The organism is Polaromonas sp. P3_A5 (genome assembly GCF_056403055.1).
The window spans coordinates 15,367-39,162 of sequence record NZ_JBFUGF010000004.1 but is presented as its reverse complement, the minus strand read 5'-3'; the positions used below and the strand labels follow the sequence as shown (position 1 = coordinate 39,162).

Below are 23,796 nucleotides of genomic sequence, written 5' to 3'. Positions count from 1 at the left end.
TTCCAGATGGATTTCATCCGTTTGCTATGAATTCAATAGCGGCTTGCGCCCGACCCAATTGCCCTGCGGCCCAAATGCCTACAAACCCGACAGCTTGCGCATTTGCCGGTCATGCCACCGGCCCAGCAGCGTGATCGCCACCGCAGCTCCGATCAAGGCCATGAACATGTCCGACTGCGTGTCCCAAGGGTCCCCCTGGGTTCCCAGAAATTCATCCGCGCCCTGACCCAGCGCCAGGGCCGCCCACCACTCCACCAGCTCATACACCGCGCTGATGGCCATGGCCACGCACACCGACAGAAACCCTGCCATGCGGCGGCTGCCCAGGTAGCCACGCTGCAGCAATACCTCGCGTGCCACCAGCGCTGGCACCAGCCCCTGCATGAAGTGGCCGACCTTGTCGTAAGGGTTGCGGCCCAGGTGAAACAAATCCTGCAGCCAGAAACCCGGCGGCACCCTGGCATAGGTGTAGGCGCCACCCACGATCAGCACCAGCATGTGCAGCGCAATCAGCACATACAGCAAGGTCGTCAGCGGGTAGCGCCGGCCCGTGGCCAGCAGCACCGGCGCGGCGATGACGGCGGGCGCCACCTCGAGCATCCAGGTGCCCCGGTCATACGGTGCCATACCCGACCACACCAGCGCGGCCAGTACCAGCAGGCCGAGAGCGATCAGCAGCGGCCTGCGGTCAGTCATGCGTCGCCATACACAGGCTCGCAGCGCACATCGGTTTTCACCGAGTTGGCGATGAAGCAGGCGTTGTGGGCCTCGTGGTGAAGCTTGTCGATCTCGGCGCGTGTCGGCATGCGTTCACCGGCAAACGCCACGTCAGGCCGCAAGGTGACGGTGGTCATGGCGATTTTTCCTTCAGCGTTCTTTTCCATCACGCCACTGGCCGCATCAAAGTAGCGTGTCACGGAAAACTTGCGTTTGGCCGCGATCGACAAAAACCACAGCATGTGGCAGCTCGACAGCGAGGCGACGAATGCCTCTTCCGGGTCCATGGCCGATGCGTCCGACATCGGCAAGGGCACCACATGCGGTGAAGAAGAGCCCGGCACTTCGAGGCCGCCGTCGAAGCGGATCAGGTGCCTGCGGCTGTAGCGGTTTCCCGGGAAATCGCCGCCGTTGATTTCCCACAAAACCTCCGCCGTGTAAGTCGACATGGCCGCCCTTTGAAGTCAGCGAAAGAAGTTGTGCAGCGCGGTGGCCGTCGCCACGGGCTGTTCTTCGGGGATGAAGTGGCCCGCCGGTACGGCATGGCCCGAGACCTCGCCGCTGCATTGCGCCTCCCACAGCGCCAGCGGGTCGAACATCCGGTGCACCACACCGCGTTCGCCCCACAGGAGCAGCAAATCGCAGGCCACCGTCAGGTGCTGCGCGCGGCTTTCGCGGTCGTGGTCCAGGTCAATCCCGGCGCTTGCCCGGTAGTCTTCGCAGGCCGCATGCAGCGCTTCGGCGTTGCAAAAGCAGCGTTCATATTCGGCCAGGGCCTGAGGTTCGATGTAATTGAGCCCCGCGCTGCCCCAGCCGCCGAGCTTGGCGTGCAGGTAGGCTTTGGCGGTTTCGGGATGGTTGGCGCCCATCATGATTTCGGGCAGCGGCGCCGGCTGCAACATATGGAACCAGTGGTAATAGGCACGCGCAAACGCCATGTAGGGCTCCGTCATGCTGCGGCCTTCGTACATGTCCAGTGTGGGGGCGATGTCGATGATGCAGAGTTTTTGCACGCGTGCCGCATAGTCCAGCGCCAGCCGGTGCGCCACACGCCCGCCGCGGTCGTGGCCGCAGAGGTAAAAGCGGTCCACACCCAGGGCATCCATCACCCCGACCATGTCGTGCGCCATGTTGCGTTTGCTGTAGTTGCTGTGGTCGGGCAGGCCTGCGGTTTTGGAAGAGTCTCCGTAACCCCGCAGGTCGGGCATGACCAGGAAATAGTGTTTTGCCAGGCGCTGCGCCACGCGGTGCCACATCACATGCGACTGCGGAAAACCATGCAGCAGCAACAGGGCCGGGCGCAGCGGATCGCCCGGCACGACCCGGGAAAACCGCGCGTTGATGGACGCGCCGTTGACCTCAAAGCTGCGTGATTCAAAACCGTCAAACCAGGACATGAAAACTCCCGTTCAAATCAACTCTTGCGCGGGCCTAGTGTCGCGTCACCAGGTATTTTTGCAGATTCGCCGCCGCCTGTGCCCGCACCTTGTTGCGCAGGAAAGGCGTCCAGCCCAGCAGCAGGCCGGGCGCGCCCAGCGCCTGCCGCGACCAGGTCCAGAAATCAAAGTGATCACGGTGCCGCGTGATCAGGCCCTGTTCATTGAATTCAAACGCGCCGTCAATGCTGTTGTGCACCATGCGCCCAGTGGCGCTGAAGCGGTAATAGGCGTCCCAGTGTGATTTTCCCGTGCTCGCGCCGGCTTCCAGCCCGCTGTAGGTGAGTTTCCAGACATCCATGCCCTTGGCTTTTGTGGCGTCGCACAGCATGTGCCACATGCCGGTGACCTCGCGGTGCCCCCGCAGTGAAAACGCCGCGTCGTCGAAAGCGGCGTCCGGGGCGTAGCAGGTCGCCATGGTGTCGGAATCCAGCCGTGTAAAAGCGCTGTAAAACTTCTCGAGGGTGGCCTGGTTGGGGTGCATGGTGTCTCCTGGGTGGTTGTTTTCGGGTGGCCTCGTGGCTTCGCGACTCTATAGCGCTTTGGTAGGGGCCGGCGTCGCTCACGCGTCAGCCGGCTTCGCGCAGCAATTGCAGCAGCCGCTGCAGCGCATGCTGCACCGTGGCGCTGCGCACCGCGGCACGGTCGCCGTCAAAGCGCCGGACTTCAGACACCAGCCAGCCGGGCAGCGCAAAACCAAACCATACCGTACCGACAGGCTTGGCGGCACTCCCCCCTGTCGGGCCGGCCACTCCAGTGACGGCCACCGACACTTGCGCACGGGAGTGGCCCAGGGCGCCGGAGGCCATCGCACGGGCCACTTCTTCGCTGACAGCGCCATGCACGGCAATCAGCGCAGCATCTACACCCAGCAGTTCGTTTTTCGCTTCGTTGGAATAGGTGACAAAGCCGCGCTCGAACCAGGTGCTGGAGCCCGCCAGGTCGGTGCACACCGCCGAAATCATGCCGCCGGTGCAGCTTTCGGCCGTCGCAAGCATCCAGCCCTTTTTGAGCAATAAATCGGCCACCAAGCCAATAGAATCATGCGCCAGTAGCTCCTCTTTTGATAGCAATTCATTGCTCACCAGAATCTCCAGAAGGCGATCACCAGCAGGGCGCAGAACGCCGCCACGAAGTCGTCAAACAAAATCCCGAAGCCGCCGCGCCAGCCAAAGCCCTTGAAAACCTGGTCCGCCCATGCTACCGGGCCGGGCTTCACGGCGTCAAAAAAGCGGAACAGCAAAAATGCAGCAAGTTGTGCTTCGAAGCCCGCCGGCATGACCAGCCACAACACCAGCCAGAAGGCCACCACTTCGTCCCAGACGATGTTGCCGGGGTCGAGCACGTTCATGGCCTTCGCGGTGACGGTGCAGGCCCACCAGCCAATCAGCGTAGAGGCGGCAATCAGCCAGCCCATGTCGACCGGCGACAGCCATTGCTGCAGCACCAGAAAAGCCAGCCAGGCCCAGAGTGTGCCGGCCGTGCCGGGCGCCACCGGGCTCAGGCCCGAGCCGAAACCGAGGGCGATGAAATGCGCAGGGTGCGACAGCAGGAACCGGGCGTTGGGCCGGAACCGCGGTGGGCTGAGGGTTTCTGATGGGGGAGTGAGTTCGGACATGGGGATCATGAGGCTGGGGCCGCGCTGGTTTTCTCCAGCCACTCGGCCCAATGGTCGATACAGGCCTTGATTTTGGGCAGGCGGTGGCGGTTGGTAAGCGTCACGGCGTAAATCGGGCTGGGCTGGTCGTCGACAAAGTCCGCAAGCACCGGGACGAGCAAACCCTGGCGCACCAGCGGTTCGGCGACCAGTGTGGCGCAGCGTGAAATGCCCAGCCCCTGCAGCGTCAGCGTGGCGGTCATGCCGGTATTGTCGGATCGCCAGGATGCCTTGGGCACGATCACGCTGGGTTTCCCGTCAATCACGAAGGGCCAGTGGTTGAGCATGGGCACGCCGCTGTTGGTGATCAGCCGGTGGCTGTGCAGCTCATCGGGGTGCCGGGGTGTTCCGTAGGCCTGAAGATAGCCCGGCGCGGCATACAGCCGCCGGCCCAACGCACCGATTTGCCGTGCAACGACCGTGTCGGTCACCGGTGTACCGGTGCGAATCGCGATGTCGATGCCATCGCGCGCCATGTCCACCAGGCGGTCTTCCACCTGGAGGTCTACGCACAGCTTCGGGTAGCGCTGGTGAAGGCTGTCAAAACTGGGCGCCAGCAGGTACTGGGCGACCACCGTGCTGGCCGCCACACGCACCCAGCCGGTGGCCTGCCGCGACTGGCTGGCAAATTCGCCTTCCAGCTCGTCGAGCGTTCCCACGATGCGGCGGCAGTACTGCAGAAAGGTTTCGCCCTCGGCGGTGGGCGCCAGCCCGTGCGTGGAGCGATGGATAAGGCGCGTACCGCAGGCTTTTTCGATGCGGCTCAGGCTGCGCGAAACCTGGCTGACCGGCACGTCGCGTTCGCGGGCCACAGCCGAGAGGGTGCCCAGCTCGGCCACGCGGGCAAAGAGGAGCATGTCGTCGAAGCCAAGGTTGCGCATGGGTCAATGGTAACCAGTACAAGGCCTGCGGGCGGCTTTGCAGCCAGCGCAAGACCCATTTGCGGACCATGCCGTTTCCGGCGGGCCGTGCTTTTCCTACAGTGCTTTCACCCCCCGCAAACCCCGGGGACAGAAAAGGAAAACATCATGAACCGCACCCTTTCGCTTGACGAGCACAATCGCCTGATCGATCTGGCCGGGCAGCGAGCCAGGCAACTACGCCGCGAGGCCGTGGAGAATTTCGGCAATGGGGCCGCCCCGGCCGCCCTGCGGGCCGCAACCCGGTTTGTACAGAGTCTGGCGCGCCATGCCCGGCTGCGCAAACACACCGAGACCTGAACACGCGGGCGCACCCGCCTGTCACAGCCGCTTCACAGAAAGGCGTCAAAGTCCACCGCTTCAATACGGAGGATAAGCATGTCGGTTTTGACAAAGATGAATGGATTGACCCTGGCGGCGGCTTGCGCGTTGTGCCTGGCTTCAGGTGCCGGGCGCGCGCAGACACAGGCGGCCCCGGCGGTGGAGGCGGTTCTTGCCGGCCATGCAGCCCTGAGTGCCACCACGGCCGTGGCAGCGCCTCGCGATGCAGGTCCTTTTTTCGCCACGGCCGGGAAATTTGCCAATGCAAAACGTCAGCGCAATGAGCGGCTGGGCAGCGAAAGCGCCAACACTTTTGTGGGCGACCCCAAATACCCGCGTGCTTCCGGCGGCACCCTGCCCATGAAGGGGCAGTCGGTGCAGGGGTTTTCGGGTATTGTGTCCCTGGGCAAAGGCGACTTCCTGGCGCTGACCGACAACGGCTTTGGCAACAAGGTCAATTCGCAGGACGCGCTGCTGATGGTGCACCGGTTGTCGGTGGACTGGGCCAAAGGCCAGGTCCGGCGGCGCAGCACCGTCTTCCTGAGCGATCCCGACAAGCGCGTGCCTTTTCACATCCAGAACGAAAACACGCAGCGCCGTTATCTCACCGGCATCGATTTCGATCCCGAGTCCATCCAGGTGGTGGGCAACGAATGGTGGATCGGCGACGAGTATGGTCCCTACCTCTTGCGCACGGACTTTCAGGGCCGCGTGCTGGGCGTGACCGAGACGGTCATCAACGGCAAGCTGCTGGCATCGCCCGATCACTACATGCAGGGCCGTTTGCCCAACCTGCCGGGCGAGGCCCTGTTTGAGGTGCGCCGTTCCAACGGGTTTGAAGCCATGGCCCGATCGCCCGACGGCAGCAAGCTGTACCCGATGTTTGAAGGCCCGCTGTTCGATACCGCCGCCAAAAGCGTGGAAAAGGCAGGCGACAAAACCTATGTACGCATCAATGAGGTGGATGCAGCCTCGCGCAGTTTCACCGGCAAGCAGTGGAAGTACCTGCTGGAAGAAGTGGGCAACGTCGCCGCCGACTTCCAGTTGCTGGACGCCACGACCGGTCTGGTGATTGAACGCGACGACAGCACCGAAGGCCAGTCGCCGGCGTGCCCAGGCGAAGCGCGCACCGACTGCTTCACCCGGCCCGCGCGTTTCAAGCGTGTCTACAAGATCGACCTGGCGGCAAGCGATGCGGACGGCTTTGTGCGCAAGGTGGCCTATGTCGACCTGACCCGCATCGCCAATCCGCAGCGGCTGGCCAGGCTGGGGCCCAATGAAGCGGTGTTTTCATTGCCGCACCTGGGCCCTGAAGGGCTGGCGATTGTTGACGCCACGCACATCGTGCTGGTCAACGACAACAATTTCCCGTATTCGTCAGGCCGTGAAATCGGCAAGCCGGATGCCAATGAGCTGACCTTGCTGGACATTCGCACCCTGGTGGACGCGAAGTAAAGGCGCAGACGCTTTCTTCCGACGCTTCTTACTTCCGGGCAAAGTGATCAAACGAGGAAAACTGCTGCGAAACAGCTTTTCCCTGTGCGTCGATCAGGCGAAGGCCCGGCTGGGAGTCGATTTGCCCGATGCGGGTGACGGGCGTTGCGGCAAGCCGTGAAGCTGCCCGCACGGCCTCACGCGCGGAGGGCGGCGCGGTGAAGGCGAGCTCATAGTCATCCCCGCCGGCCAGTACGCATTCCAACTGCTTTTCATGGGGAATTGTGCCTTCAGGCCAATCAGGATGAGCGCAAGCAGCTATCAAATTGATAGTGGCCGAGCTGTCGATGGTGGCACCGGCGCCGGACGCCTTGAGGATGTGCTGCAAGTCACCCAGCAGGCCGTCGCTCACGTCGATGGCGGCAGAAGCAACACCCCGCAGGGCCAGGCCGAGGGCGACGCGCGGCGTGGGTTGTTCGAGCCGCTGGCGGGTCTGTGCAAGGACGCCTGGAGGCAGGGCCAGGGCGCCGCGCAGCGCCTCCAGGGCAAGCCGGGCGTCACCCAGCGTGCCGCTGATATAGATGTCGTCGCCGGGCTTTGCGCCGGAACGCAGCAATGCCTGGCTCTTGCCGCCGACCACAGGCACTTCGCCAAACACCGTGATGCAGATGTTGAGCGGACCCTGGGTGGTGTCGCCGCCCACCAGTTCACAGCCGTGCGCGTCGGCCAGCGCCAGCAGGCCCTGCGAAAACGCGGCCAGCCAGGCCTCGTCGATACGGGGCAAGGCCAGGGCCAGTGTGAATGCCAGGGGCTGGGCGCCGCAGGCGGCCAGGTCGCTAAGGTTGACGGCCAGCGCCTTGTGGCCCAGCGTAAAAGGATCCACATCCGCAAAGAAATGCCGGCCCTCGACCAGCATGTCGCTGGAGATGGCCAGCTGTGTGCCGGGCGCGGGCTGCAGCAATGCGCAGTCGTCACCGACACCCAGGACGGCCCGGCCGGCGGGGCGCGTGAAATAGCGTGCGATCAGGTCAAATTCACCCATATGCCGAGCATACAAGGGTATCCGGCAAAGCCGGATCAGGGATGTTGTTGGTGCGTGACGCCACCGCGGAAACGGTCGGCCGCCTGGCGTATGACTTCGGCCAGCAGGTGTTCCTCGCCTTGCTTTTCGCGCAGCCAGCGGGCGTCATTGTCGGCGCGCTCCACGCTGTTGCGCAGCAGGTGCAGCGACGCACCGGCACCCATGCCGGTGGCATGGCGTTCAATCTGTGCCATGGTCAGCAGGATGTGCTCGCGCAGCGGCATGTGCCCGCCCGTGGCCGGGTCGACATAGACTGCGTCCAGCCCGAAGCGGCAGGCCTGGAAGCGGTTGTAGGTGTAGACCAGGTAATCGTCTTCGACCGGCATGAAGGGCTGTTCGTGCATGAACCAGGAGGCCAGTGACTGCACAAAGCCGGCCAGCGCGGTGGCACGCTCCACGGTCAGCGGGGTGTCGAACACGCGGATCTCGATGGTGCCGAACTCCGGCTTGGGCCGGATGTCCCAGTAAAAATCCTTCATGCTCTTGACCACGCCGGTGCGCGTCATCTTGTCGAAGTAGACGGTGAAGTCGTCCCACGTCAACGCGAACGGTGCACGTCCCGACAGCGGAAAGGCAAACACGGAGTTGAGCCGCGCCGAATCAAACGCTGTGTCTTGCCCCTGCACATAAGGCGAAGACGCCGACAGGGCAATGAAGTGCGGGATATAGCGCGACATGCGGTGCAGCGTCAGCAAGGCACTGTCGGCGTCGGGGCAGCCCACGTGCACGTGCTGGCCGAAGATCGTGAACTGCTTGGAAAGGTAGCCGTACAGCTCCGACAGTTCGCGAAAGCGCGGTTTGTCGTAAATGCGGCGCTCGTGCCATTGCTGGAACGGATGCGTGCCGCCGCCCACCACCGCAATGTTGAGCTTGTCGGCGCTCTTGACGAGCGCGTCGCGAATCTGCGAAAGCTGGCCCAGCACCTCCGAGGCGTTATGGCACACGCCGGTCGAGATCTCGATCATGCTGGACGTCATCTCCGGCACCACGGCGCCGGGTAGCGGAATTTTGGCCATCAGGCGCAGCATGTCTTCGGCATACGGCGCGAGGTCGTAGTCGTGGGTATTGACGAGCTGCAGTTCAAGCTCGACACCCAGCGAGAGGGCTGCGGACTTCTGGAAAGGTTCAAGACTCATGAACAGGTCCTGTTGAAGGGCTGCGTGTGAGCGGCGCCCAGGGTTTGGAGCTTTCGCCTGAGCGGTAGATGGCCACGGTGGCGAGCACGGCACCCAGCACTTCCATCAGCAAGATCGCAGGCAGGGCCACGCTGGCAATCTGGCGCCCGGTCGCGCCTGAGGCCGCTGCAAACTGTGAGACCAGCAGCAGCGCCACCGATGACATCGGCGACATCGCGCAGCCGACCCAGAGGGCCTGCTTCCAGCTGGCGCCGCTGCCCACGTTGCCGATGGCGACACCGGCAATCTTGGCAACCATGCGGGCCACGACCATGCCGATGACGAGCCCGGCAACAGGCCCGCTCCAGTCTGCTTGCGCGGCGACGACGGAGACCAGCACAAACATCAGCATGGTCAGCATCGACGAGGCCGTGCCCATCTGCCGCGGCCATGACCAGGGGCGCGGGTTCAGTTGCTTGAGCAGCATGCCGCCCAGCAGGGCCGCCAGCGGCGCCGAGCCGCCGAAGTGGGCTGCAAGCGCCGCACCTGTGGCGATCAGTGCCAGCAGCAGGATGGCGGTGTTTTCGCTGGTGGGGCTCATCACCCGCAAGGCGATGCGCAATGTGAGGGCGAGCACAGCGCCGACCACGACAGACAGGCCCAGCACCACCAGCACTGCATAGAGCGGGCTTGACAGCGCGGCTTCGCCCCGCGGCATCAGGCCGGCGCGGGCGCTGCACAGTGTGAGGGCATACAGGGTGCCCAGCGTTGACAGCACCAGGGCGCGCTCCGTCACCGGCCCGGCGGCGCCTGTGTCGATCGCCACGCGCGAGAGAACGGCCGGTGAAGCGGCCATGGCCAGCAGCGCGAGCGACTCCGCAACGATCTCGCGCACACCCAGCTTGCTCAGGGCCCAGTGGACAAAAACATAGGTGAGGGCAGATTCAGCCAGGCTTTGCACCAGCACCATGGGGTTGTGGCGAAACCAGCGCAGCGGAATGCGCCCGCCCGCTTCAAACAGCACCACGGCAACGCCCAGCTCCAGCAGGAAAAGCCCGGTGCCCTGCAATGGCCACACGGCGCCGGTAAAACCGGCCAGGCCGGCCAGGCCGCCGACGAGTGAATAGCCGATGACCTTGGGCAGGCCGGTGTAGCGGTTGGCGAGGTGGCCGGCGGCGGCGGCTACCGCCAGCAGGATGGACCATTGCACGGTCGGCAAACCTGCCGACGGCTTGATCCACTCAGCCCATATGGCCAGGATTTCGTTCATACGGGGTTGTCTCCACTGTCGTCAGGACTTCTTCTACAAGCATGCCTGTGTCTGCGGCATGTTGCGCGTTGAGTGGCCAGCCTTGGCGGCGTGAAGCCCGATGGTGTTCTTGAAAAGAAACGTTGCATTAATTTACAGGCGCCTCGCGGCGGGGGCTGTAGGACAAGACCTGAACATGAAGCACACCCCTATCGGGCTCACCGCGTGTAGCCCTTTTCCCCTTGCAGGGGACGGCGCCTGCGGCCCGGCAAAGCCGGTTCCGCGGCCCCTGCTTGCTTGAAGAATTCAGTGGGCACTACCAGAGGTGCCGCGGGACTGGCTTTGCCAGACCGCAGGCGCCGCCCCCTCGAGGGGGGAGCAGGCTACACGCAGTGAGCCTGGACGGGGGTGCTGCTTGTTTAGGGCATGAAGAAGCTGCGCGGGTGGCTGCGCAGGCGTGCCCAGATGGCGATGCGTATGCGGGCCCGGTCCAGGTTGCTCACGTTGTGCGCCTGCAGGGCCAGGCGAAACGCCAGGTAAAAACTCACGCCGAGGTTGAGCGCGCCTATCAGGGGAATGGCAAGAATGCAGGACCAGATTTGCCAGTGCCGGAATGCTTCGAGCCCGAGAGAGGCGCCGGCCGCCGCCAGTTGTCCGGTTGACAGGGTGACGTGGCGGGCCTGGAGTTCAAGCCCGAAGAAACCGGTGAAGGCCGGTATGAGGCCGAGCATGAAACCCAGTGCGATGTTGGACGCGAAACCCGAAATGTTGTCGCGCATGAAGCCGGACCAGCGCGCAGCGCGCTCGCCCCCCAGCACGGAAGTGATGCGCGGGTTGTGGCGCATCGCCGAGTCAAGATGATGCAGTACAAACCAGTTCTCGGTCCAGCCCCCGATCATGCTGGCTGCGAACAGGATGCCGCCGGTGAACCCGGCCCATAGCAGGGCGGGGCCCATCACGGTGAGGGTTTCCAGCACGTGGTGCGCGTCGGCGACGCTGATCATGGGCCGGCCCAGAACGACCTGGATCAGCGTGTTGACGAGCAGCACGGCCGGAACGACCATGAATACATTGCCGCACACCGCCGCAACTTGCGAACGCACCAGGTGCGTCACCTCGTCGACAAACGCTTCAATGGGGCCGGTCGTATCGACCGAACCGATGTCCTTGAGCTTGGCCGCCATCGCCGGTGCGGTCATGGCAGGCTGCTTGGTGGCCAATGTGAAATGCAGCAGCTGGATGACAACAAAGCTGCCGGCATAGACGACGCTGGACCAGAAGCCGCCCCAGAAGGCAGAAAGACCAACTGCCACGACCATGAATTTCAGGAGCGTGGTGAAAGCGGTGATCGCTCCGCCGCCCATGGCCTTTCCCAGCATTTCGCGGTATTCCTCGCGGGTACGGGTGATGTAGGTTTCCCCGGTCTCTGCGCTGCGCTCAGCCATCTTGGCCGACAGCAGCGTGGAGTTGGCGCTGATCAGCGCGCCTATGCTTTTACTCTCCTGCGCCGTGATGACGCGGCGCGTCAGTAGTTTCAGCGCAGCCATGCCGGGTTTGGCCGAAAGCAGAGCGTCCAGCAGTTCGCGCACGCGCAGGATGCGTTCGCGCAACTGGCGCAGGCGAAACACCATGCCGACGGAGATACCGTGGTCTTCAAGATGCACGTAAATGCTGTTGACGGCCTGGCGGCAGGCGTCCAGTCGCTCACGGTACTGTGCGATGGCGGATTGCAGTTGGGCTTCGTTCCGGTCAGGCTTGAAGAACGCGTTGCGCAGCTCGTCGATATCAGCGGGCAAGGCATGGAAGGCCCGGGCGTGTGGCGTGGCGCGGTTCATGCGCAGACGCAGCTCCGGCGCAAAACCGGTGGCGCGAATCTGCGCGGTGCAATACGTCAGGGCGTCCATCAGGCTGTATTGCCAGTGCAGTGCATCCAGCTTTGGGCTGGCCGACAACAGCTGCGTGAGGCGGCTGATCTGGGCGTCTTCCAGTGCGCCCATCCACTGGGCATCGAAACGTGTGGGGGCGACCAGTGGGAAAAGCTCCGAAGCATCGGTGGTTTCGGGCGTTCCGGGTAGCAGCTTGCGACGCAGGCGTTCGGCCAGCTCGCTGACAAACGCCGTGCGCGGAGCAAAGCCGAAGTCGGCCAGCAAGGTGGTGATGTCAACGGTCTGCATCAGCGTTTGCCACCAGGCTTGCAGCCGTGTGCGCACTTCGGGTTGCATCTCCACGGCGTCCATCAACGCCTGTACTCGTGACACGGCCGCAGGCACGGAAGTCTGGTCGCCGCGAATCCACTCGAAAAGCTTGATCAGCCAGACGTGGCGCTGGGCCAGGTCGGCGTCGGGGTCGAGCGCCTTCAGGAGGGAAGCAAGATCCTTCATCAGCCGATCAAACCCATCCGTTCAGTGCAGCACCCGGCCGTGCGGGGCGCTGCCGTTGTGTGCTTCCAGAACGAACATGGCAATGGGTACGTCAAAACGTTCGCCATCTTCGGCCACACAAAAATAGCTGCCGTGCATGGTGCCGGTGGGCGTGCGCAGGCGCGATCCGCTGGTGTACTGGAAGGACTCACCCGGCTTGAGCAGCGGCTGGTGACCCACAACGCCAAGCCCTTTGACTTCCTCGTTGTGGCCGTTGGCGTCGCTGATGATCCAGTGGCGGGAAATCAGCTGGGCGGTCACGTCGCCGGTGTTGGTTACCGTGACGGTATAGGAAAACCCGTAGATGTGGTCTTCCGGGGCCGACTGGTCAGGCTGGTATTGCGGAACGACTTCGCAGGAGAACTGGTATTTGGGCATGGCAGGTAAACGGTTGGCGTCCATGTTAACCGCCTGCCCGGGAGGCTGCCATGCGTGCGGGCATGACGCGGCGGCGGCTTGCTGCGACAATCCGGCCATGCCTAAAAACACGCCACCCACTTACCGGATCGCCCCCTCCATTTTGTCTGCCGACTTTGCCCGGTTGGGTGACGAGATCAAAGCCGTGATTGCTGCAGGAGCCGACTGGATCCACTTCGACGTCATGGACAATCACTATGTGCCCAACCTGACCTTTGGGCCGATGATTTGCCAGGCCCTCAAGCCTCATGCAAAAAAAGCTGATGGCACTGCCGTGCCGGTGGATGTCCACCTGATGGTGCAGCCCGTCGATGCACTGGCTGCAGCCTTTGCCGATGCAGGTGCCGACTTCATCAGTTTTCACCCCGAGGCGTCGGGCCATGTGCACCGCAGCGTGCAGGCCATCAAGGCAAAAGGCTGCAAAGCGGGGCTGGTGTTCAACCCGGCTTCTCCGCTGGATGTGCTGGACTGGGTGATTGAGGATATTGATCTCATCCTGATCATGAGCGTCAATCCGGGCTTTGGCGGACAAAGCTTTATTGACTCCGCGCTGCGCAAAATAGAAGATGCGAGAAAACGCATTGATGCTTCGGGAAAAGACATTCGCCTGGAAGTCGACGGGGGCATCAAGACCGACAATATCGCGCGCGTGGCATCGGCCGGTGCCGATACCTTTGTCGCGGGCAGTGCGATTTTCGGGAAACCCGACTACAGGGCGGTGATTGACGCCATGCGGGTGGAGCTGGTGAAATAAGGCAGACTGCAACGATGCAGACCCCTGTCTCCCATATCTCTCTGCCCGAAAACCGGTAGGGCCGCAACTGGCCCGGCATTCATGGAAGAGCCGCATCATGACTGAACCTGTGAAGCCGCCGGTTAGCGAGACGCCCTCCGCGCGGAGGGCGCGCATCCTGGTGGTGGACGATACCGAGGACATACGTTATTTTCTCGCGACGCTGCTGCAGGACCGGTATGAGGTGATTGCCGCTGCGTCGGGCGAGGAGGGCCTGCAGGCGGCAACTTCAGGTGTGCGCCCCGAGATCATCCTGCTGGATGTGATGATGCCCGGCATGGACGGCTACGAGGTGATGCGGCAACTGGCGGGCGATCCGCGCACGGCTGATATCCCGGTGATCTTCCTGACGGCGCTTGCCAGTGTGGAGGAGGAGCAATATGGGCTGGACCTGGGGGCCACCGACTACATCACCAAGCCCGTCAGCCCGCCCATCCTGTTGGCGCGCGTCAGGATGCATCTTGAACGCAGCGCCAATGCCAAGCGCCTGAAGACCCTGTCAGAACAACTGTCGCGTTACCTGGCACCGCAGGTCTACCAGTCCCTCTTTGACGGGTCGCGCCAGGCTGAAATCGAGACGCAGCGCAAATGGCTCACGGTGTTTTTTTCGGACATCAAGAACTTCACCGAATCGACCGGTAAATGGCAACCGGAAGAAGTCACGTTCCTGCTGAACAGCTATTTTGAAGAGATGTCGCAAATCGCGGCCGACTATGGCGCCACGCTGGACAAATTCATCGGCGATGCCATCGTGATTTTTTTCGGGGACCCGCACACCCTTGGCCGGCAGCAGGATGCCGTGCAGTGCGTCCGGATGGCGGTGGCCATGCTGGTGCGGCTTGATGAGCTTCAGGTGCGGTGGAAAACGATGGGTATCGACAAGGCTTTTGAAATACGCATCGGCATTCATTCCGGGTTTTGCGATGTCGGAAATTTCGGCAGCAAGCTGCGTATGGACTACACCATTATTGGCCGGGAGGTGAACCTTGCCGCGCGGCTTGAGCAGGCCGCAGAGCCCGGCCAGATGCTGATCTCCCGCGAAACCCATGCACTGGTCCAGGCGGAAATCCAGGCCGAAGCACGGCCTGCCGTCACGGCCAAGGGATTTGCGGAGCCCATTCCGGTCTATGCCGTGCTGAAACCGGCGCGCTTGCCGCAGGCTGTTGCGACAGCGACCCCGCCAACGTTGCAGCCGCCGCCGCGGGATACCGTCAAAACGCCGGGTACGGGAATTCCCATGGCGGATGCCGCAGACGCCACGTTGCCTGAGAGCATTGCCGGCCTGGATCTCAGCGTCGGCCTGACCCGCGCAATGGGCATGAAGGGGTTTTATCTGTCGATGCTGCGCCGCTACCTCGACGGCCGCCGGGATACTCCCCGGCACATTCGCGAAGCGCTGGATGCGGGCGACCTGAAGAATGCCGAACTGCTCAGCCATTCCCTGCGGGGCGTTTCGGCCCAGATCGGAGCCATTCGCGTGCCGGCGGATGCGGCCGCGCTTGAGCAGGCCATCAATGAGGGCCTGCCGCGCCAAAGTCTGGACGATTTACTGGGGAAACTGGAGTCATCCCTGGGCGAGCTGATTGCTGCGCTGCAGTCAGGGTTACCACCGACGGATCCGGCCGCCGCAGGCTCTTAGCGAGGCGATCCATGAGGGGCCGGACCTGCAGGTGTATCGTTTCCTTACATCGCAAGCCACTAGAATCAGAATGCATTCAGGCTCATGCCACGACTGTTACCCGTTACCCGCGAAAGGACATCCACAGTGCATCCAAACAACATTTATGCGGTTACACCCAAAGGTCAACAGGAACTGCGCAGTGCCGCCACGTCGATTTCGCAGCCTGAGATTGAATTGCTGGTGCGCCTTGATGGCATCCTGACGGTCGCGCAGATCCGGCAGAGCATGGGTGAAGCAGGCAGTGCCACAGTAGACGGCACGCTCGATCTGCTCTATGCCAAGGGGCTCGTGGAAATGGTTCAGCCCGATCCGTTTGCGGCCTCACTGCAACTCCACCTCAGCCCGTTGGCCCTGACAGCGGCGGACGCGGAAGCCGACTCCTGTGCGGCCACGCTCAAGAAGTCCAACTATTACGTGCGTATTGCGCGCAAACGCGGAGCACCCCGTGCCCACGCAGCTGGCGAACGCCTGTCAGTTGTTATCGTGGACGACGAGGAGCACCTCGCCAAATTTCTGCAAAGTTATCTGACGTTCGAGGGGTTCGACGTTCGCACGGCCGGTTCCCGTGCCGAGATCGTGGCGGAATTTCGCAAGCAGCCGATTCCCGATCTGGTGCTTCTGGACGTGATGCTTCCGGATGCGGACGGCTTCGACATCCTGCTGCGGATTCGCTCCCATCCCGTGCTCAAGGACGTTCCGGTCATCATGCTGACCGCCAAGGCAACGCGGGAGTCCGTGCTGAAGGGCCTGGCGGGTGGTGCCGACGGGTATGTCACCAAGCCTGTAGAGACGGAATCACTGATTCAGGCCGTCCGCACCGTGCTGGGCACCCAATAGCACGCCTTTGCGGCGAACAGGCCTGAAGAAGCTCCAAGCGCCATGAAAATGCCCTTTCGCTCAAGCATCAACGTGGCCCTGTGTGCCGGAATGGTCCTGATCGCCCTGAGTATTGCGGCATCCTATGTCACCATCAATTCGCTGATTAGCGATGCGCAGAGTGAAAGTGAAGCGCGGGAAAAGGCGCTCGTTCTCCAGCGCGTGGTTTCAGGATTCAAGGCGACGGAATCCCTGCAGCGGCGTTATTTGCTGACCAATGCCCCCAGCGACCTGGCTGACTACCGGCAGTCCCTTGCACAGATCCAGCAGGCGCTCGAAAGCATGCGGCCCGGCCAGGATGTTGTCACCTCCGCTGCAGATTGGCTTGCACTGAAAGATGCGATCACGCGAACGGTCGGCTTGATGGAACAGACTGTTACGGCACGCCAGCAATCCGGTTTGGAAGCCGCTATTGCCGTCGTGGGTGGCCCCTTGAACCGCCAGCTCCACGATGAAATCGAAATCCTGGTTGGCCGTATCAAGGGGGGTGAAGAGTCAGCCCTTGAACGCACCAAGGCCGAAACCCGCCAGACTGCTCAAACCGTCAAGCAGCTGATTTTGATGGGCGGACTGCTGTCGCTCAGCATATTTGGCTGGGCGATCCAGAGGATTCTCCGGACGCAGGAAAAGCGCCGCCGTGCTGAGGCGCAGCTTTTGGACAGCGAAGCCATGAGCCGGGCCGTGACTGAGAGCATGGCCGAAGGGCTGGTCACGGCAACGGGCGAAGGCCTGATCGTCCACGCGAACAGCGCAGCACGTCATCTTTTTGGTTACCGGCTCGAAGATCTGGTTGGCCAGGAGGTCACCATGCTGCTGCCGACGCGGTACCGCATGGGGTTTAGTGCCTTTTTCTCCGGGCTGGGCGGCCGCCAGCGCGGCTTCCGGGAGTGGGACGTCAAGATCCTGGGCCAGCGCCACGACGGGACCGAATTCCCCGTCAATGTGTCCTTTGGCGATGTCAATGTGAGCGGAAAGCGGCTTTTCACGGCCATCATTCACGACATCTCCGAGAGCGTGCGCATTACCGAGGCTCTTCGCAACAGCGAGGAACAATTGCGCCAGCTGACCGATACCGTTCCGGCCCTGATTGCCTATATCGACGGAGGGCAGCGCTTTCAATTCCACAACCGCGCCTACGAAGAAGCGTTTGGTTTGAAAGCCGAACAAATCGAGAACCGGCCGATGCAGGAAGTGCTGGGGGCCGAACTGTATGACCAGGTCAGGGTGCATGTACGCGAAGCACTTTCCGGTTACTCGGTGCGTCATGAGTTCGAGTATGTGACAGCCGGCGGTGACCGCCGCGAATACGTCATGAACTACTTTCCCCGATATGGGGAAGGTGATGAGCAGGACATGGTCATCGGGTTTTCCTCGCTTGGGACGGACGTCACCGAGCTCAAGCGTATCGACCGCATGAAAACCGAATTTGTTTCAACCGTCAGCCATGAGCTGCGCACGCCGCTGACGTCAATACGCGGGTCATTGGGACTGGTATGGGGCGGTGTGGCCGGCGAAATTCCGGAAAAAGCCAAAAACCTCGTAGGCATTGCCCAAAGCAATTGCGAGCGGCTGATCCGGCTGATCAATGACATTCTCGACAGCGAGAAAATCGAATCAGGGAAGATGCGTTTCGAGCTGCAGGCGCAGGAGCTTGAGCCATTGCTGGAGCGGGCCCTGGCAGATAACGAGGGCTTTGCCGCTCAACACGGCGTCAAGCTGGCCCTGCATAGGGCCGAAAATTCCCTGCAGGTCTGCGTTGACAGCGACCGGTTGATCCAGGTGGTGACCAACCTGTTGTCCAATGCCATCAAGTTTTCTCCTCCGGAGGGGACGGTCGATGTGACTGTGCGCAAGCGTGGCCGTCGCGCCCGGGTGGAGATCTCCGATAAGGGCCCCGGGATTCCCGACGAATTCCGGCAGCGCATCTTCCAGAAGTTCTCGCAGGCCGACTCCTCCGACACCCGCCAGAAAGGCGGGACCGGGCTTGGCCTGAGCATTTCCAAAGCCATTCTTGAGCGCATGGAGGGCAACATCGGTTTCACGACCGAGAGCAATGCGGGAACGACGTTTTACTTTGATTTGCCCGAATGGCGCGAAGCACCCCCTGTCACCGCACCGGTGGGGCTGTATGCACGTCCCCGCGTGCTGGTGTGCGAGGACGACCCGGATGTCGCCAAGCTTATCGGCATGATCATGGACAAGGGCGGGTACGACGCGGACATGGCGCATACCGCGGATCAGGCACGCGACTACCTCAAGATGGAGACGTATGCCGCCATGACGATGGATATCAAGCTGCCTTATGAAAACGGCCTCACCGTTGTTCGTGAGCTGCGCGCCAACAAGCGCACCGCCACGCTACCGGTGCTGGTCTTGTCGGTTATCGCTGCAGAGGCCCGGCAGCATGCCGAAAACCAGTCGCTCGGCGTCTCGGAGTGGCTTGAAAAGCCGCTGGATGAGCAGCGCTTGCTGAAGTGCATCAAGCGCGCCATCAAAAGCCGCTCCAACGGGAAACGCGGGGGCGTTCTTTGATGGCACCGGCGCTGTGCCGTCTGGACCGCGATCTGGAATGAAGAAATAAGTATCTCCAAATCGAGGCTTTGAGCGGGTAATGCAGATTTTGCGAGATGAGGTTCCGCCGGCGTTGTTGCAGTCCTCACCCCTCAGTATCCGGCCCGGCAGAAATTCGTCATTTGTCACCGGGCTTGGCCATGTGGGATAGATCATCTCCAGTCTGTCCACCAAAGCCCCGCTTCGCAAGTTGCATCAGCAGCCGCCGGCCCTTGGCATCCGTCGTCCGCCACGCAATGCGGGCGAGTTCGATAAAAGCGTTTTCTGCAGGATTGATTGCGTCTCCGCCGTGATCCGTATCCATCCAGCCTTTTGGCTTTCCGGACTTGCTCTCGATCTGCGCGGCCGCTGCATCGCCGATGTTCCGCGCGGTGCCCTTTGCGTCACCCTTGAACTGGCTCAGTCCCCCGGCGCTGAGGCCGAGCTGTCTGGCGATACGGCCCAGCATGCCGACAGGTGATTCGCCGGCGGCCAACTCCTTCTCACTGAACTCCCGAATGATGATCAGCAGGTTGTTGCGCCGGTTTCTATTGACGTTCTCGGAGTCCATGTGACGTGGTTGCAACAATCCAGATTATTTTGCATCGACCCGTTGACGACGGTGTAAAAAGATTTTACATTACCTTTCATCGCTACTTTGACATCAACCCTTTCCACGCACTCATCATGAAACCGATAGCCGCCAACGCAAGAAACAACACCCCCGTCTGGGGCGGTGCTGCCGTGCGTCGCCGTGACGTTCATCTGGGCCAATGCCGTGGGCTGAGTTCTTTTGCGTTGTCCATTTTGCGGACCGCCATGCCCAAGCAGAACCACGAGGATTCCACACAACCGGGAGAAGGAGACGCCTGAGCGTACCTTCTAAATCTCTGACACCCAGAGGCCCGGTATCCGCAAGGAACCGGGCCTTTTTGTTTTTCCCTGACGGTGATCGTGCCGTCGATGCGCTTCAAGCGCGGGAGTCTTTAAAAATTTGCAGCGGGACAGCAGCCAAACACTGGATGGCAGCGAGTCCCGCAAAAATTGCGGACATAGCTCAGTAGGTAGAGCGTGAGCCTTCCAAGCTCAATGTCGTCGGTTCGAAGCCGTCTGTCCGCTCCATTTCGGGTGTGCCTGTTTCACGTCACCTGCGCGAGACCGAGGAGACGGTCTGGTGGCGTGTGTGCTGGCAGCCGGGGTTCATGGCCCCGGATATGCAGTGCAGTGGGAGACCCTCGGTCGGTGTCATGCCGTCCGCCCACATGCAGGTACAGCCGAAATGGATTCAGTTTTTTCGCCCGCGCAGCTCAGTCGATGGAGCGGTAAGGCAGCCGCCTTGTAAGCGGCGGGTCGGCCGTTCAAATCGCGACCGTGGGCGCCAGGGTATTTGTCACGTTCGTCTAGCTGGCTCAGGACACAAGGTTTTCATCCTTGTAGACAGGGGTTCGAATCCCCTACGTGACGCCAACTCCAGCGCTGGCAGCCAGGTAATTGGCTGGCAGCTGTTCAGTAAAGAAGCGCAGTGCTTGCAAGAGCGTAGTGCGGAAACCGGCCTCAAAGATAGGGTGGCACCGGAACTCGTAACCGGGAATTTTTGGGAAGATTGGCCGAGAGGTTCAAGGCACTCGCTTGCTAAGCGAGAGCCCATGAAAGTGGGCTCATGGGTTCGAATCCCTTATCTTCCGCCATCTCTTTGATGGGCCGTTCGCCAAGCTGGTCCAAGGCATCGGGTTTTGATCCCGACATTTCGGTGGTTCGAATCCATCACGGCCTGCCATTTTTTTTCGGGTTGCATAGCTCAGTGGTAGAGCAGCGGGCTCATAACCCGCCGGTCGTTGGCTCGGTCCCAACTGCAACCACCACCTGCATCACCCAAGCCATTTGCGTGCATGGCTCAGCGGGACTCAGAGCGCGACCCTCCGGAGGTCGAGGCCGGCAGTTCGAGTCTGCCTGCGTGCACCAGCAATAACCCAATAGATTTTTCTCGCGTTAGCTCAGTCCGGAATCAGAGCATCTGCCTACGAAGCAGAGGGTCGGAAGTTCAAATCTTTCACGCGAGGCCATTCAGTTTTCATTCAGCTCGATTCAATCCGTGTGTGGCGCAGTTGGTAGCGCGCGTGCTTTGGGAGCATGAGGTCGCAGGTTCGAGACCTGCTACACGGACCATCTTCATTCCGGTCTTCTTCATTCTTTTGGTCTGTTAGCTCAGCTGGTAGAGCACTTCCCTGTCCAGGATGTGGTCACGGGTTCGATTCCCGTACAGGCCGCCACCATTCATGCCGTGCTACCTCGGTCAATGGATCAATAACCCCATGCGCCGGTTCGAATCCGGGCTGGACACCAGATAAATGCTCAAGTGGCGGAATCGGAAGACGCGCCTGCTTCAAAACCAGGTCTTTTGGGAGTTCGAGTCTCCCCTTGAGTACCAGAACAGTTTTAGCCCCGGTGGTGGAATGGGAAGACACACTGGCTTTAGAAGCCAGCGCTTTCGGGCATGCCGGTTCGATGCCGGCCTGGGGCACCATTTTTTTAGATTTTCATGGGTGTGTAGCTCAACCAGGCAGAGCAGCGGCCTCCAAAGCCGAAGGTTAGAAGTTCGATTCTTCTCGCGCCCGCCAGCGATTTCCGGCGGTGTACCCCAGTGGTCGAAGGGAGCGGATTGCAAATCCGCCTGCGTCAGCACGCGTCAGTTCGAATCTGACCACCGCCTCCATCTCATTACTTTCAGCGCCTGTAGCTCAGCCAGGAAAGAGCGCTGGGCTTCTACCCCGGTTTGTCGGCCGTTCGAATCGGCCCAGGCGCGCCACATTCCCCGTTCAACCAACCTCAAGGAGATTTGCCATGACAACCAGAATCACAGCGGCCTCCCGGAGGGTGGCCAAACCCCGCGGTCGCATTGTTCGTGCCTTGCTGCGCAGCATCGTCGCCGCCGGCAGCGCGCGGCATCGTCACGTCTTGCCGAAGCGCGGAGATGCACAAGATGACCGCGACCTCGATCAGCGCGTCCGCGAATGCGGCGAGTGGTGAGCACGCCTGGTTCCCTCTCCCCGTTAGTCCACGATAGCTCAGCTGGTAGAGCGCGCGACTGTTAATCGCGTCGTCCCTGGTTCGACCCCAGGTCGTGGAGCCAATTTTTTCTTCATAGCCGCGTAGCTCAGTGGTAGAGCAGTGCCTTGATAAGGCACAGGTCGCTGGTTCGATGCCAGCTGCGGCTACCAATTTTCTTTTTTCTGGTGCAAGTGGCGCAGTTGGCAGCGCAGCGGGATGTGACCCCGCGGGTCACCGGTTCGAGTCCGGTCTTGCACCCCACCCCCCTGCGGGCATAGCTCAGAGGAAGAGCAACCGGCTTTTAACCGGTAGGTCGAGATTTCGAAATTCTCTGCCCGCACCACTCGTCATTCAGCTCTTCGGTTTTTCGGCTCTTTAGCTCAGCAGGTAGAGCAGCGCCCTTACAAGGCGATGGTCGGGAGTTCGATCCTCTCAAGAGCTACCAAATTCATTCTTTTCACCTTACAGGAGGCCACGATGCATCACGTTCTGCAGCTCGACATCCAGGGGACGCCCCAGGCCTGGATCACGGCTGAAGATGCGGCGTTGCACTATGCCACCGGTACTGTGGCGTGGGAGGAGGGCGACAGCCCCCTCGTCACGCTTCGCGGTGGGTGGAATGTGGCGCGTGGCCGGCAATCGCTGATGGTCATCCAGCCCATCATCGCCCTGCGCGGTTCGCCGCGGCGCAACCTGATTGAGGTCACGCCGGCCGTATCGAAACCCAAGCTGTTGCGACGGGACCGTTGCACCTGTGCTTATTGCGCTCAGGTCTTCCTCGAAAAAGATCTCGAGGCCGAGCACATCATTCCCGACAGCAAGGGTGGAGCCTACAGCTGGACCAACCTGGTCAGCGCATGCCGTTCGTGCAATGCCCGAAAAGGCGCCCGCACCCCCGAGCAGGCTGGAATGCCGCTGGTCTACCTGCCTTACGTTCCGTCGCTGTGGGAAGACTTCCTGCTGCGCGGCCGCAATGTACGGGCCGATGTCCATGAGTGGCTGGCCGCCCGGCTGCCCAAAGGATCCAGGCTGAATTGAGTTCAGCAGCCGAAGCGGCGCGTCGCGAAAGTGGTGCGCCGCTTTTTTATTGCCGATAGTCCCCTGGATCATCGGCATGCCGTCCAGCATGCCTGTGCGCGGCCCACTGCCGCCGCCATATGGCAGGATCGGCCCGGAGTCACGGCGGCAGAAGGCAACAGGCTATCTGCCTTTAAGATCAACCCGATGAGGTACTGGCGGTGACTGGTCTTGGGGAGAATTCCTGTGCCAGGAATGACCCACCCGTATCATCAGTTCGGGCCGCTATCTGTTTTGAGCGTTACTGCCTTGTATTGAACCTTAATGATTTTTGACAACGACCGTTTTGACGCTGCCATCATCGACCTGGATGGCACCATGGTCGATACCCTTGGCGACTTTGTGGCTGCCCTCAACCTGATGCTGGCCGAAATGCTGCCGGGCCACCCGCCGGCGTTCGGGCTTGATGCTGCAGCAGTGGAGCGCATGGTTGGAAAAGGCTCGGAGCATCTCGTCAAGACCACGCTGAAATATGTCCAGGAGAAGATGGGTATTGCGCTGACAGCTATCGATTTAATAGCGCTTTACGATGCGGCCTACGTCGCTTACCAGCGGCACTACACCCGCATCAATGGCTGGCACTCCACGGTTTATCCGGGTGTCCTGGAGGGCTTGCATGTGTTGCAGCGGGCGGGATTGCCGCTTGCCTGCCTGACCAACAAACCCCTGGCGTTTGCCCGTGAGCTGCTCAAGCTCAAAGGCCTCGACGGTTTTTTTGCGGAGGTGTTTGGCGGGGATTCATTCGAGCGGAAAAAGCCCGACCCGTTGCCCTTGCTGAAAACCTGCGAGAGCCTCGGTACTTCGCCTGCCCGCACGCTGATGATTGGCGACTCCAGCAACGATGCCCGGGCCGCCCGGGCCGCAGGCTGTCCGGTGTTGCTGGTGACGTATGGGTATAACCATGGCGAGCCGGTCCGCACTGTGGACGTCGATGGCTTTATTGACTCGCTGGCGGAGCTGCGGTTTCAGAAATGACAACGGGGCTTGCGCCCCGTTGATGGTGT

Annotated in this window: 22 protein-coding genes and 20 tRNA genes; 29 read left to right on the top strand and 13 right to left on the bottom strand. The window is 61.7% G+C overall.

Annotation, left to right across the window (positions count from 1 at the left end):
• Window positions 1-78: 78 nt before the first annotated feature.
• From AC1DU8_RS21440 to AC1DU8_RS21410, 7 genes are all read right to left on the bottom strand, one after another.
• Window positions 79-696: a DUF2238 domain-containing protein gene (locus AC1DU8_RS21440; RefSeq protein WP_457282315.1), complete on the bottom strand. Its 618-nt coding sequence runs from the start codon at window positions 694-696 to the stop codon at window positions 79-81.
• Complete coding sequence (locus AC1DU8_RS21435) at window positions 693-1,166, bottom strand: OsmC family protein (RefSeq protein ID WP_457282314.1); 474 nt, start codon at window positions 1,164-1,166, stop codon at window positions 693-695. Before AC1DU8_RS21435 ends, AC1DU8_RS21440 begins: the two co-directional genes overlap by 4 nt.
• A gap of 15 nt (window positions 1,167-1,181) precedes the next feature.
• Entirely contained in the window at window positions 1,182-2,114 is a 933-nt protein-coding gene (locus AC1DU8_RS21430) for an alpha/beta hydrolase (RefSeq protein ID WP_457282313.1), read from the bottom strand.
• A 34-nt stretch (window positions 2,115-2,148) separates the two neighbouring features.
• Window positions 2,149-2,637, bottom strand: a complete 489-nt coding sequence (locus AC1DU8_RS21425) for a nuclear transport factor 2 family protein (RefSeq protein ID WP_457282312.1) — start codon at window positions 2,635-2,637, stop codon at window positions 2,149-2,151.
• Between the two features lie 85 nt (window positions 2,638-2,722).
• Complete coding sequence (locus tag AC1DU8_RS21420) at window positions 2,723-3,238, bottom strand: CinA family protein (protein ID WP_477666898.1); 516 nt, start codon at window positions 3,236-3,238, stop codon at window positions 2,723-2,725.
• Window positions 3,235-3,771 (bottom strand): phosphatidylglycerophosphatase A family protein, encoded by a 537-nt coding sequence (locus tag AC1DU8_RS21415; protein ID WP_477666897.1) that lies wholly within the window; start codon window positions 3,769-3,771, stop codon window positions 3,235-3,237. The genes AC1DU8_RS21420 and AC1DU8_RS21415 overlap by 4 nt, the downstream gene beginning before the upstream one ends.
• A 5-nt stretch (window positions 3,772-3,776) precedes the next feature.
• Complete coding sequence (locus AC1DU8_RS21410) at window positions 3,777-4,691, bottom strand: LysR family transcriptional regulator (RefSeq protein ID WP_457282309.1); 915 nt, start codon at window positions 4,689-4,691, stop codon at window positions 3,777-3,779.
• 147 nt (window positions 4,692-4,838) lie between these two features.
• Between AC1DU8_RS21410 and AC1DU8_RS21405 the strand changes: the two genes are divergently transcribed.
• Window positions 4,839-5,030, top strand: coding sequence for a hypothetical protein (locus tag AC1DU8_RS21405; protein ID WP_457282308.1), 192 nt, complete (start codon window positions 4,839-4,841; stop codon window positions 5,028-5,030).
• Window positions 5,031-5,108: 78 nt separating this feature from the next.
• Window positions 5,109-6,506, top strand: coding sequence for an esterase-like activity of phytase family protein (locus AC1DU8_RS21400; protein WP_457282307.1), 1,398 nt, complete (start codon window positions 5,109-5,111; stop codon window positions 6,504-6,506).
• A 28-nt stretch (window positions 6,507-6,534) separates the two neighbouring features.
• Here the strand turns inward: AC1DU8_RS21400 and thiL are convergent, their stop codons facing one another.
• From thiL to apaG, 5 genes are all read right to left on the bottom strand, one after another.
• Window positions 6,535-7,527: a thiamine-phosphate kinase gene (gene thiL / locus AC1DU8_RS21395; protein WP_477701579.1), complete on the bottom strand. Its 993-nt coding sequence runs from the start codon at window positions 7,525-7,527 to the stop codon at window positions 6,535-6,537.
• Between the two features lie 35 nt (window positions 7,528-7,562).
• Window positions 7,563-8,702, bottom strand: a complete 1,140-nt coding sequence (locus AC1DU8_RS21390; protein ID WP_457282305.1) for a YbdK family carboxylate-amine ligase — start codon at window positions 8,700-8,702, stop codon at window positions 7,563-7,565.
• Window positions 8,692-9,951 carry a cation:proton antiporter gene (locus AC1DU8_RS21385; protein WP_457282304.1) on the bottom strand — a complete coding sequence of 420 codons (1,260 nt, stop codon included), beginning with the start codon at window positions 9,949-9,951 and terminating at the stop codon, window positions 8,692-8,694. The genes AC1DU8_RS21390 and AC1DU8_RS21385 overlap by 11 nt, the downstream gene beginning before the upstream one ends.
• Window positions 9,952-10,349: 398 nt before the next feature.
• The gene (locus AC1DU8_RS21380; protein ID WP_457282303.1) at window positions 10,350-12,311 is read right to left on the bottom strand and encodes a site-specific recombinase; all 1,962 of its coding nucleotides are present in this window, start codon (window positions 12,309-12,311) and stop codon (window positions 10,350-10,352) included.
• A 21-nt stretch (window positions 12,312-12,332) separates the two neighbouring features.
• Window positions 12,333-12,728: a Co2+/Mg2+ efflux protein ApaG gene (gene apaG, locus AC1DU8_RS21375; RefSeq protein WP_457282449.1), complete on the bottom strand. Its 396-nt coding sequence runs from the start codon at window positions 12,726-12,728 to the stop codon at window positions 12,333-12,335.
• A 97-nt stretch (window positions 12,729-12,825) separates the two neighbouring features.
• On the opposite strand from apaG, the gene rpe reads away from it, so the two are divergent.
• From rpe to AC1DU8_RS21355, 4 genes are all read left to right on the top strand, one after another.
• The gene (gene rpe, locus AC1DU8_RS21370) at window positions 12,826-13,521 is read left to right on the top strand and encodes a ribulose-phosphate 3-epimerase (RefSeq protein WP_457282302.1); all 696 of its coding nucleotides are present in this window, start codon (window positions 12,826-12,828) and stop codon (window positions 13,519-13,521) included.
• A gap of 97 nt (window positions 13,522-13,618) precedes the next feature.
• Window positions 13,619-15,199, top strand: coding sequence for an adenylate/guanylate cyclase domain-containing protein (locus AC1DU8_RS21365; RefSeq protein WP_457282301.1), 1,581 nt, complete (start codon window positions 13,619-13,621; stop codon window positions 15,197-15,199).
• A 126-nt stretch (window positions 15,200-15,325) separates the two neighbouring features.
• Complete coding sequence (locus tag AC1DU8_RS21360) at window positions 15,326-16,078, top strand: response regulator (RefSeq protein ID WP_457282300.1); 753 nt, start codon at window positions 15,326-15,328, stop codon at window positions 16,076-16,078.
• Between the two features lie 42 nt (window positions 16,079-16,120).
• Window positions 16,121-18,649 (top strand): PAS domain S-box protein, encoded by a 2,529-nt coding sequence (locus AC1DU8_RS21355; RefSeq protein ID WP_457282299.1) that lies wholly within the window; start codon window positions 16,121-16,123, stop codon window positions 18,647-18,649.
• Between the two features lie 157 nt (window positions 18,650-18,806).
• Here AC1DU8_RS21355 and AC1DU8_RS21350 read toward each other — a convergent pair whose 3' ends face one another.
• Window positions 18,807-19,238, bottom strand: a complete 432-nt coding sequence (locus tag AC1DU8_RS21350; protein WP_457282298.1) for a hypothetical protein — start codon at window positions 19,236-19,238, stop codon at window positions 18,807-18,809.
• Between the two features lie 475 nt (window positions 19,239-19,713).
• Between AC1DU8_RS21350 and AC1DU8_RS21345 the strand changes: the two genes are divergently transcribed.
• From AC1DU8_RS21345 to gph, 23 genes are all read left to right on the top strand, one after another.
• A tRNA-Gly gene (locus AC1DU8_RS21345) sits at window positions 19,714-19,789 on the top strand.
• Between the two features lie 174 nt (window positions 19,790-19,963).
• Window positions 19,964-20,048, top strand: a tRNA-Thr gene (locus AC1DU8_RS21340).
• 8 nt (window positions 20,049-20,056) lie between these two features.
• A tRNA-Glu gene (locus tag AC1DU8_RS21335) sits at window positions 20,057-20,134 on the top strand.
• 130 nt (window positions 20,135-20,264) lie between these two features.
• A tRNA-Ser gene (locus AC1DU8_RS21330) sits at window positions 20,265-20,355 on the top strand.
• Between the two features lie 10 nt (window positions 20,356-20,365).
• Window positions 20,366-20,444 (top strand) — tRNA-Gln (locus AC1DU8_RS21325).
• Window positions 20,445-20,454: 10 nt separating this feature from the next.
• Window positions 20,455-20,529, top strand: a tRNA-Ile gene (locus tag AC1DU8_RS21320).
• 21 nt (window positions 20,530-20,550) lie between these two features.
• Window positions 20,551-20,629 (top strand) — tRNA-Arg (locus tag AC1DU8_RS21315).
• A 21-nt stretch (window positions 20,630-20,650) separates the two neighbouring features.
• Window positions 20,651-20,730, top strand: a tRNA-Arg gene (locus tag AC1DU8_RS21310).
• A 27-nt stretch (window positions 20,731-20,757) separates the two neighbouring features.
• Window positions 20,758-20,833, top strand: a tRNA-Pro gene (locus AC1DU8_RS21305).
• A gap of 28 nt (window positions 20,834-20,861) precedes the next feature.
• A tRNA-Asp gene (locus AC1DU8_RS21300) sits at window positions 20,862-20,937 on the top strand.
• 80 nt (window positions 20,938-21,017) lie between these two features.
• Window positions 21,018-21,095 (top strand) — tRNA-Leu (locus AC1DU8_RS21295).
• 11 nt (window positions 21,096-21,106) lie between these two features.
• A tRNA-Leu gene (locus AC1DU8_RS21290) sits at window positions 21,107-21,191 on the top strand.
• A 17-nt stretch (window positions 21,192-21,208) separates the two neighbouring features.
• Window positions 21,209-21,285: transfer RNA gene (locus tag AC1DU8_RS21285), tRNA-Trp, on the top strand.
• A gap of 9 nt (window positions 21,286-21,294) precedes the next feature.
• A tRNA-Cys gene (locus tag AC1DU8_RS21280) sits at window positions 21,295-21,380 on the top strand.
• A gap of 14 nt (window positions 21,381-21,394) precedes the next feature.
• A tRNA-Arg gene (locus AC1DU8_RS21275) sits at window positions 21,395-21,473 on the top strand.
• Between the two features lie 35 nt (window positions 21,474-21,508).
• Window positions 21,509-21,694: a hypothetical protein gene (locus AC1DU8_RS21270; protein ID WP_457282297.1), complete on the top strand. Its 186-nt coding sequence runs from the start codon at window positions 21,509-21,511 to the stop codon at window positions 21,692-21,694.
• Window positions 21,695-21,721: 27 nt separating this feature from the next.
• Window positions 21,722-21,797, top strand: a tRNA-Asn gene (locus AC1DU8_RS21265).
• Between the two features lie 13 nt (window positions 21,798-21,810).
• Window positions 21,811-21,885 (top strand) — tRNA-Ile (locus tag AC1DU8_RS21260).
• A 15-nt stretch (window positions 21,886-21,900) separates the two neighbouring features.
• Window positions 21,901-21,976: transfer RNA gene (locus AC1DU8_RS21255), tRNA-His, on the top strand.
• 7 nt (window positions 21,977-21,983) lie between these two features.
• A tRNA-Lys gene (locus AC1DU8_RS21250) sits at window positions 21,984-22,058 on the top strand.
• A 26-nt stretch (window positions 22,059-22,084) separates the two neighbouring features.
• Window positions 22,085-22,160, top strand: a tRNA-Val gene (locus AC1DU8_RS21245).
• Between the two features lie 32 nt (window positions 22,161-22,192).
• The gene (locus AC1DU8_RS21240; RefSeq protein ID WP_477727228.1) at window positions 22,193-22,753 is read left to right on the top strand and encodes an HNH endonuclease; all 561 of its coding nucleotides are present in this window, start codon (window positions 22,193-22,195) and stop codon (window positions 22,751-22,753) included.
• Window positions 22,754-23,056: 303 nt separating this feature from the next.
• Complete coding sequence (gene gph, locus AC1DU8_RS21235; protein ID WP_477727227.1) at window positions 23,057-23,767, top strand: phosphoglycolate phosphatase; 711 nt, start codon at window positions 23,057-23,059, stop codon at window positions 23,765-23,767.
• Window positions 23,768-23,796: the final 29 nt, after the last annotated feature.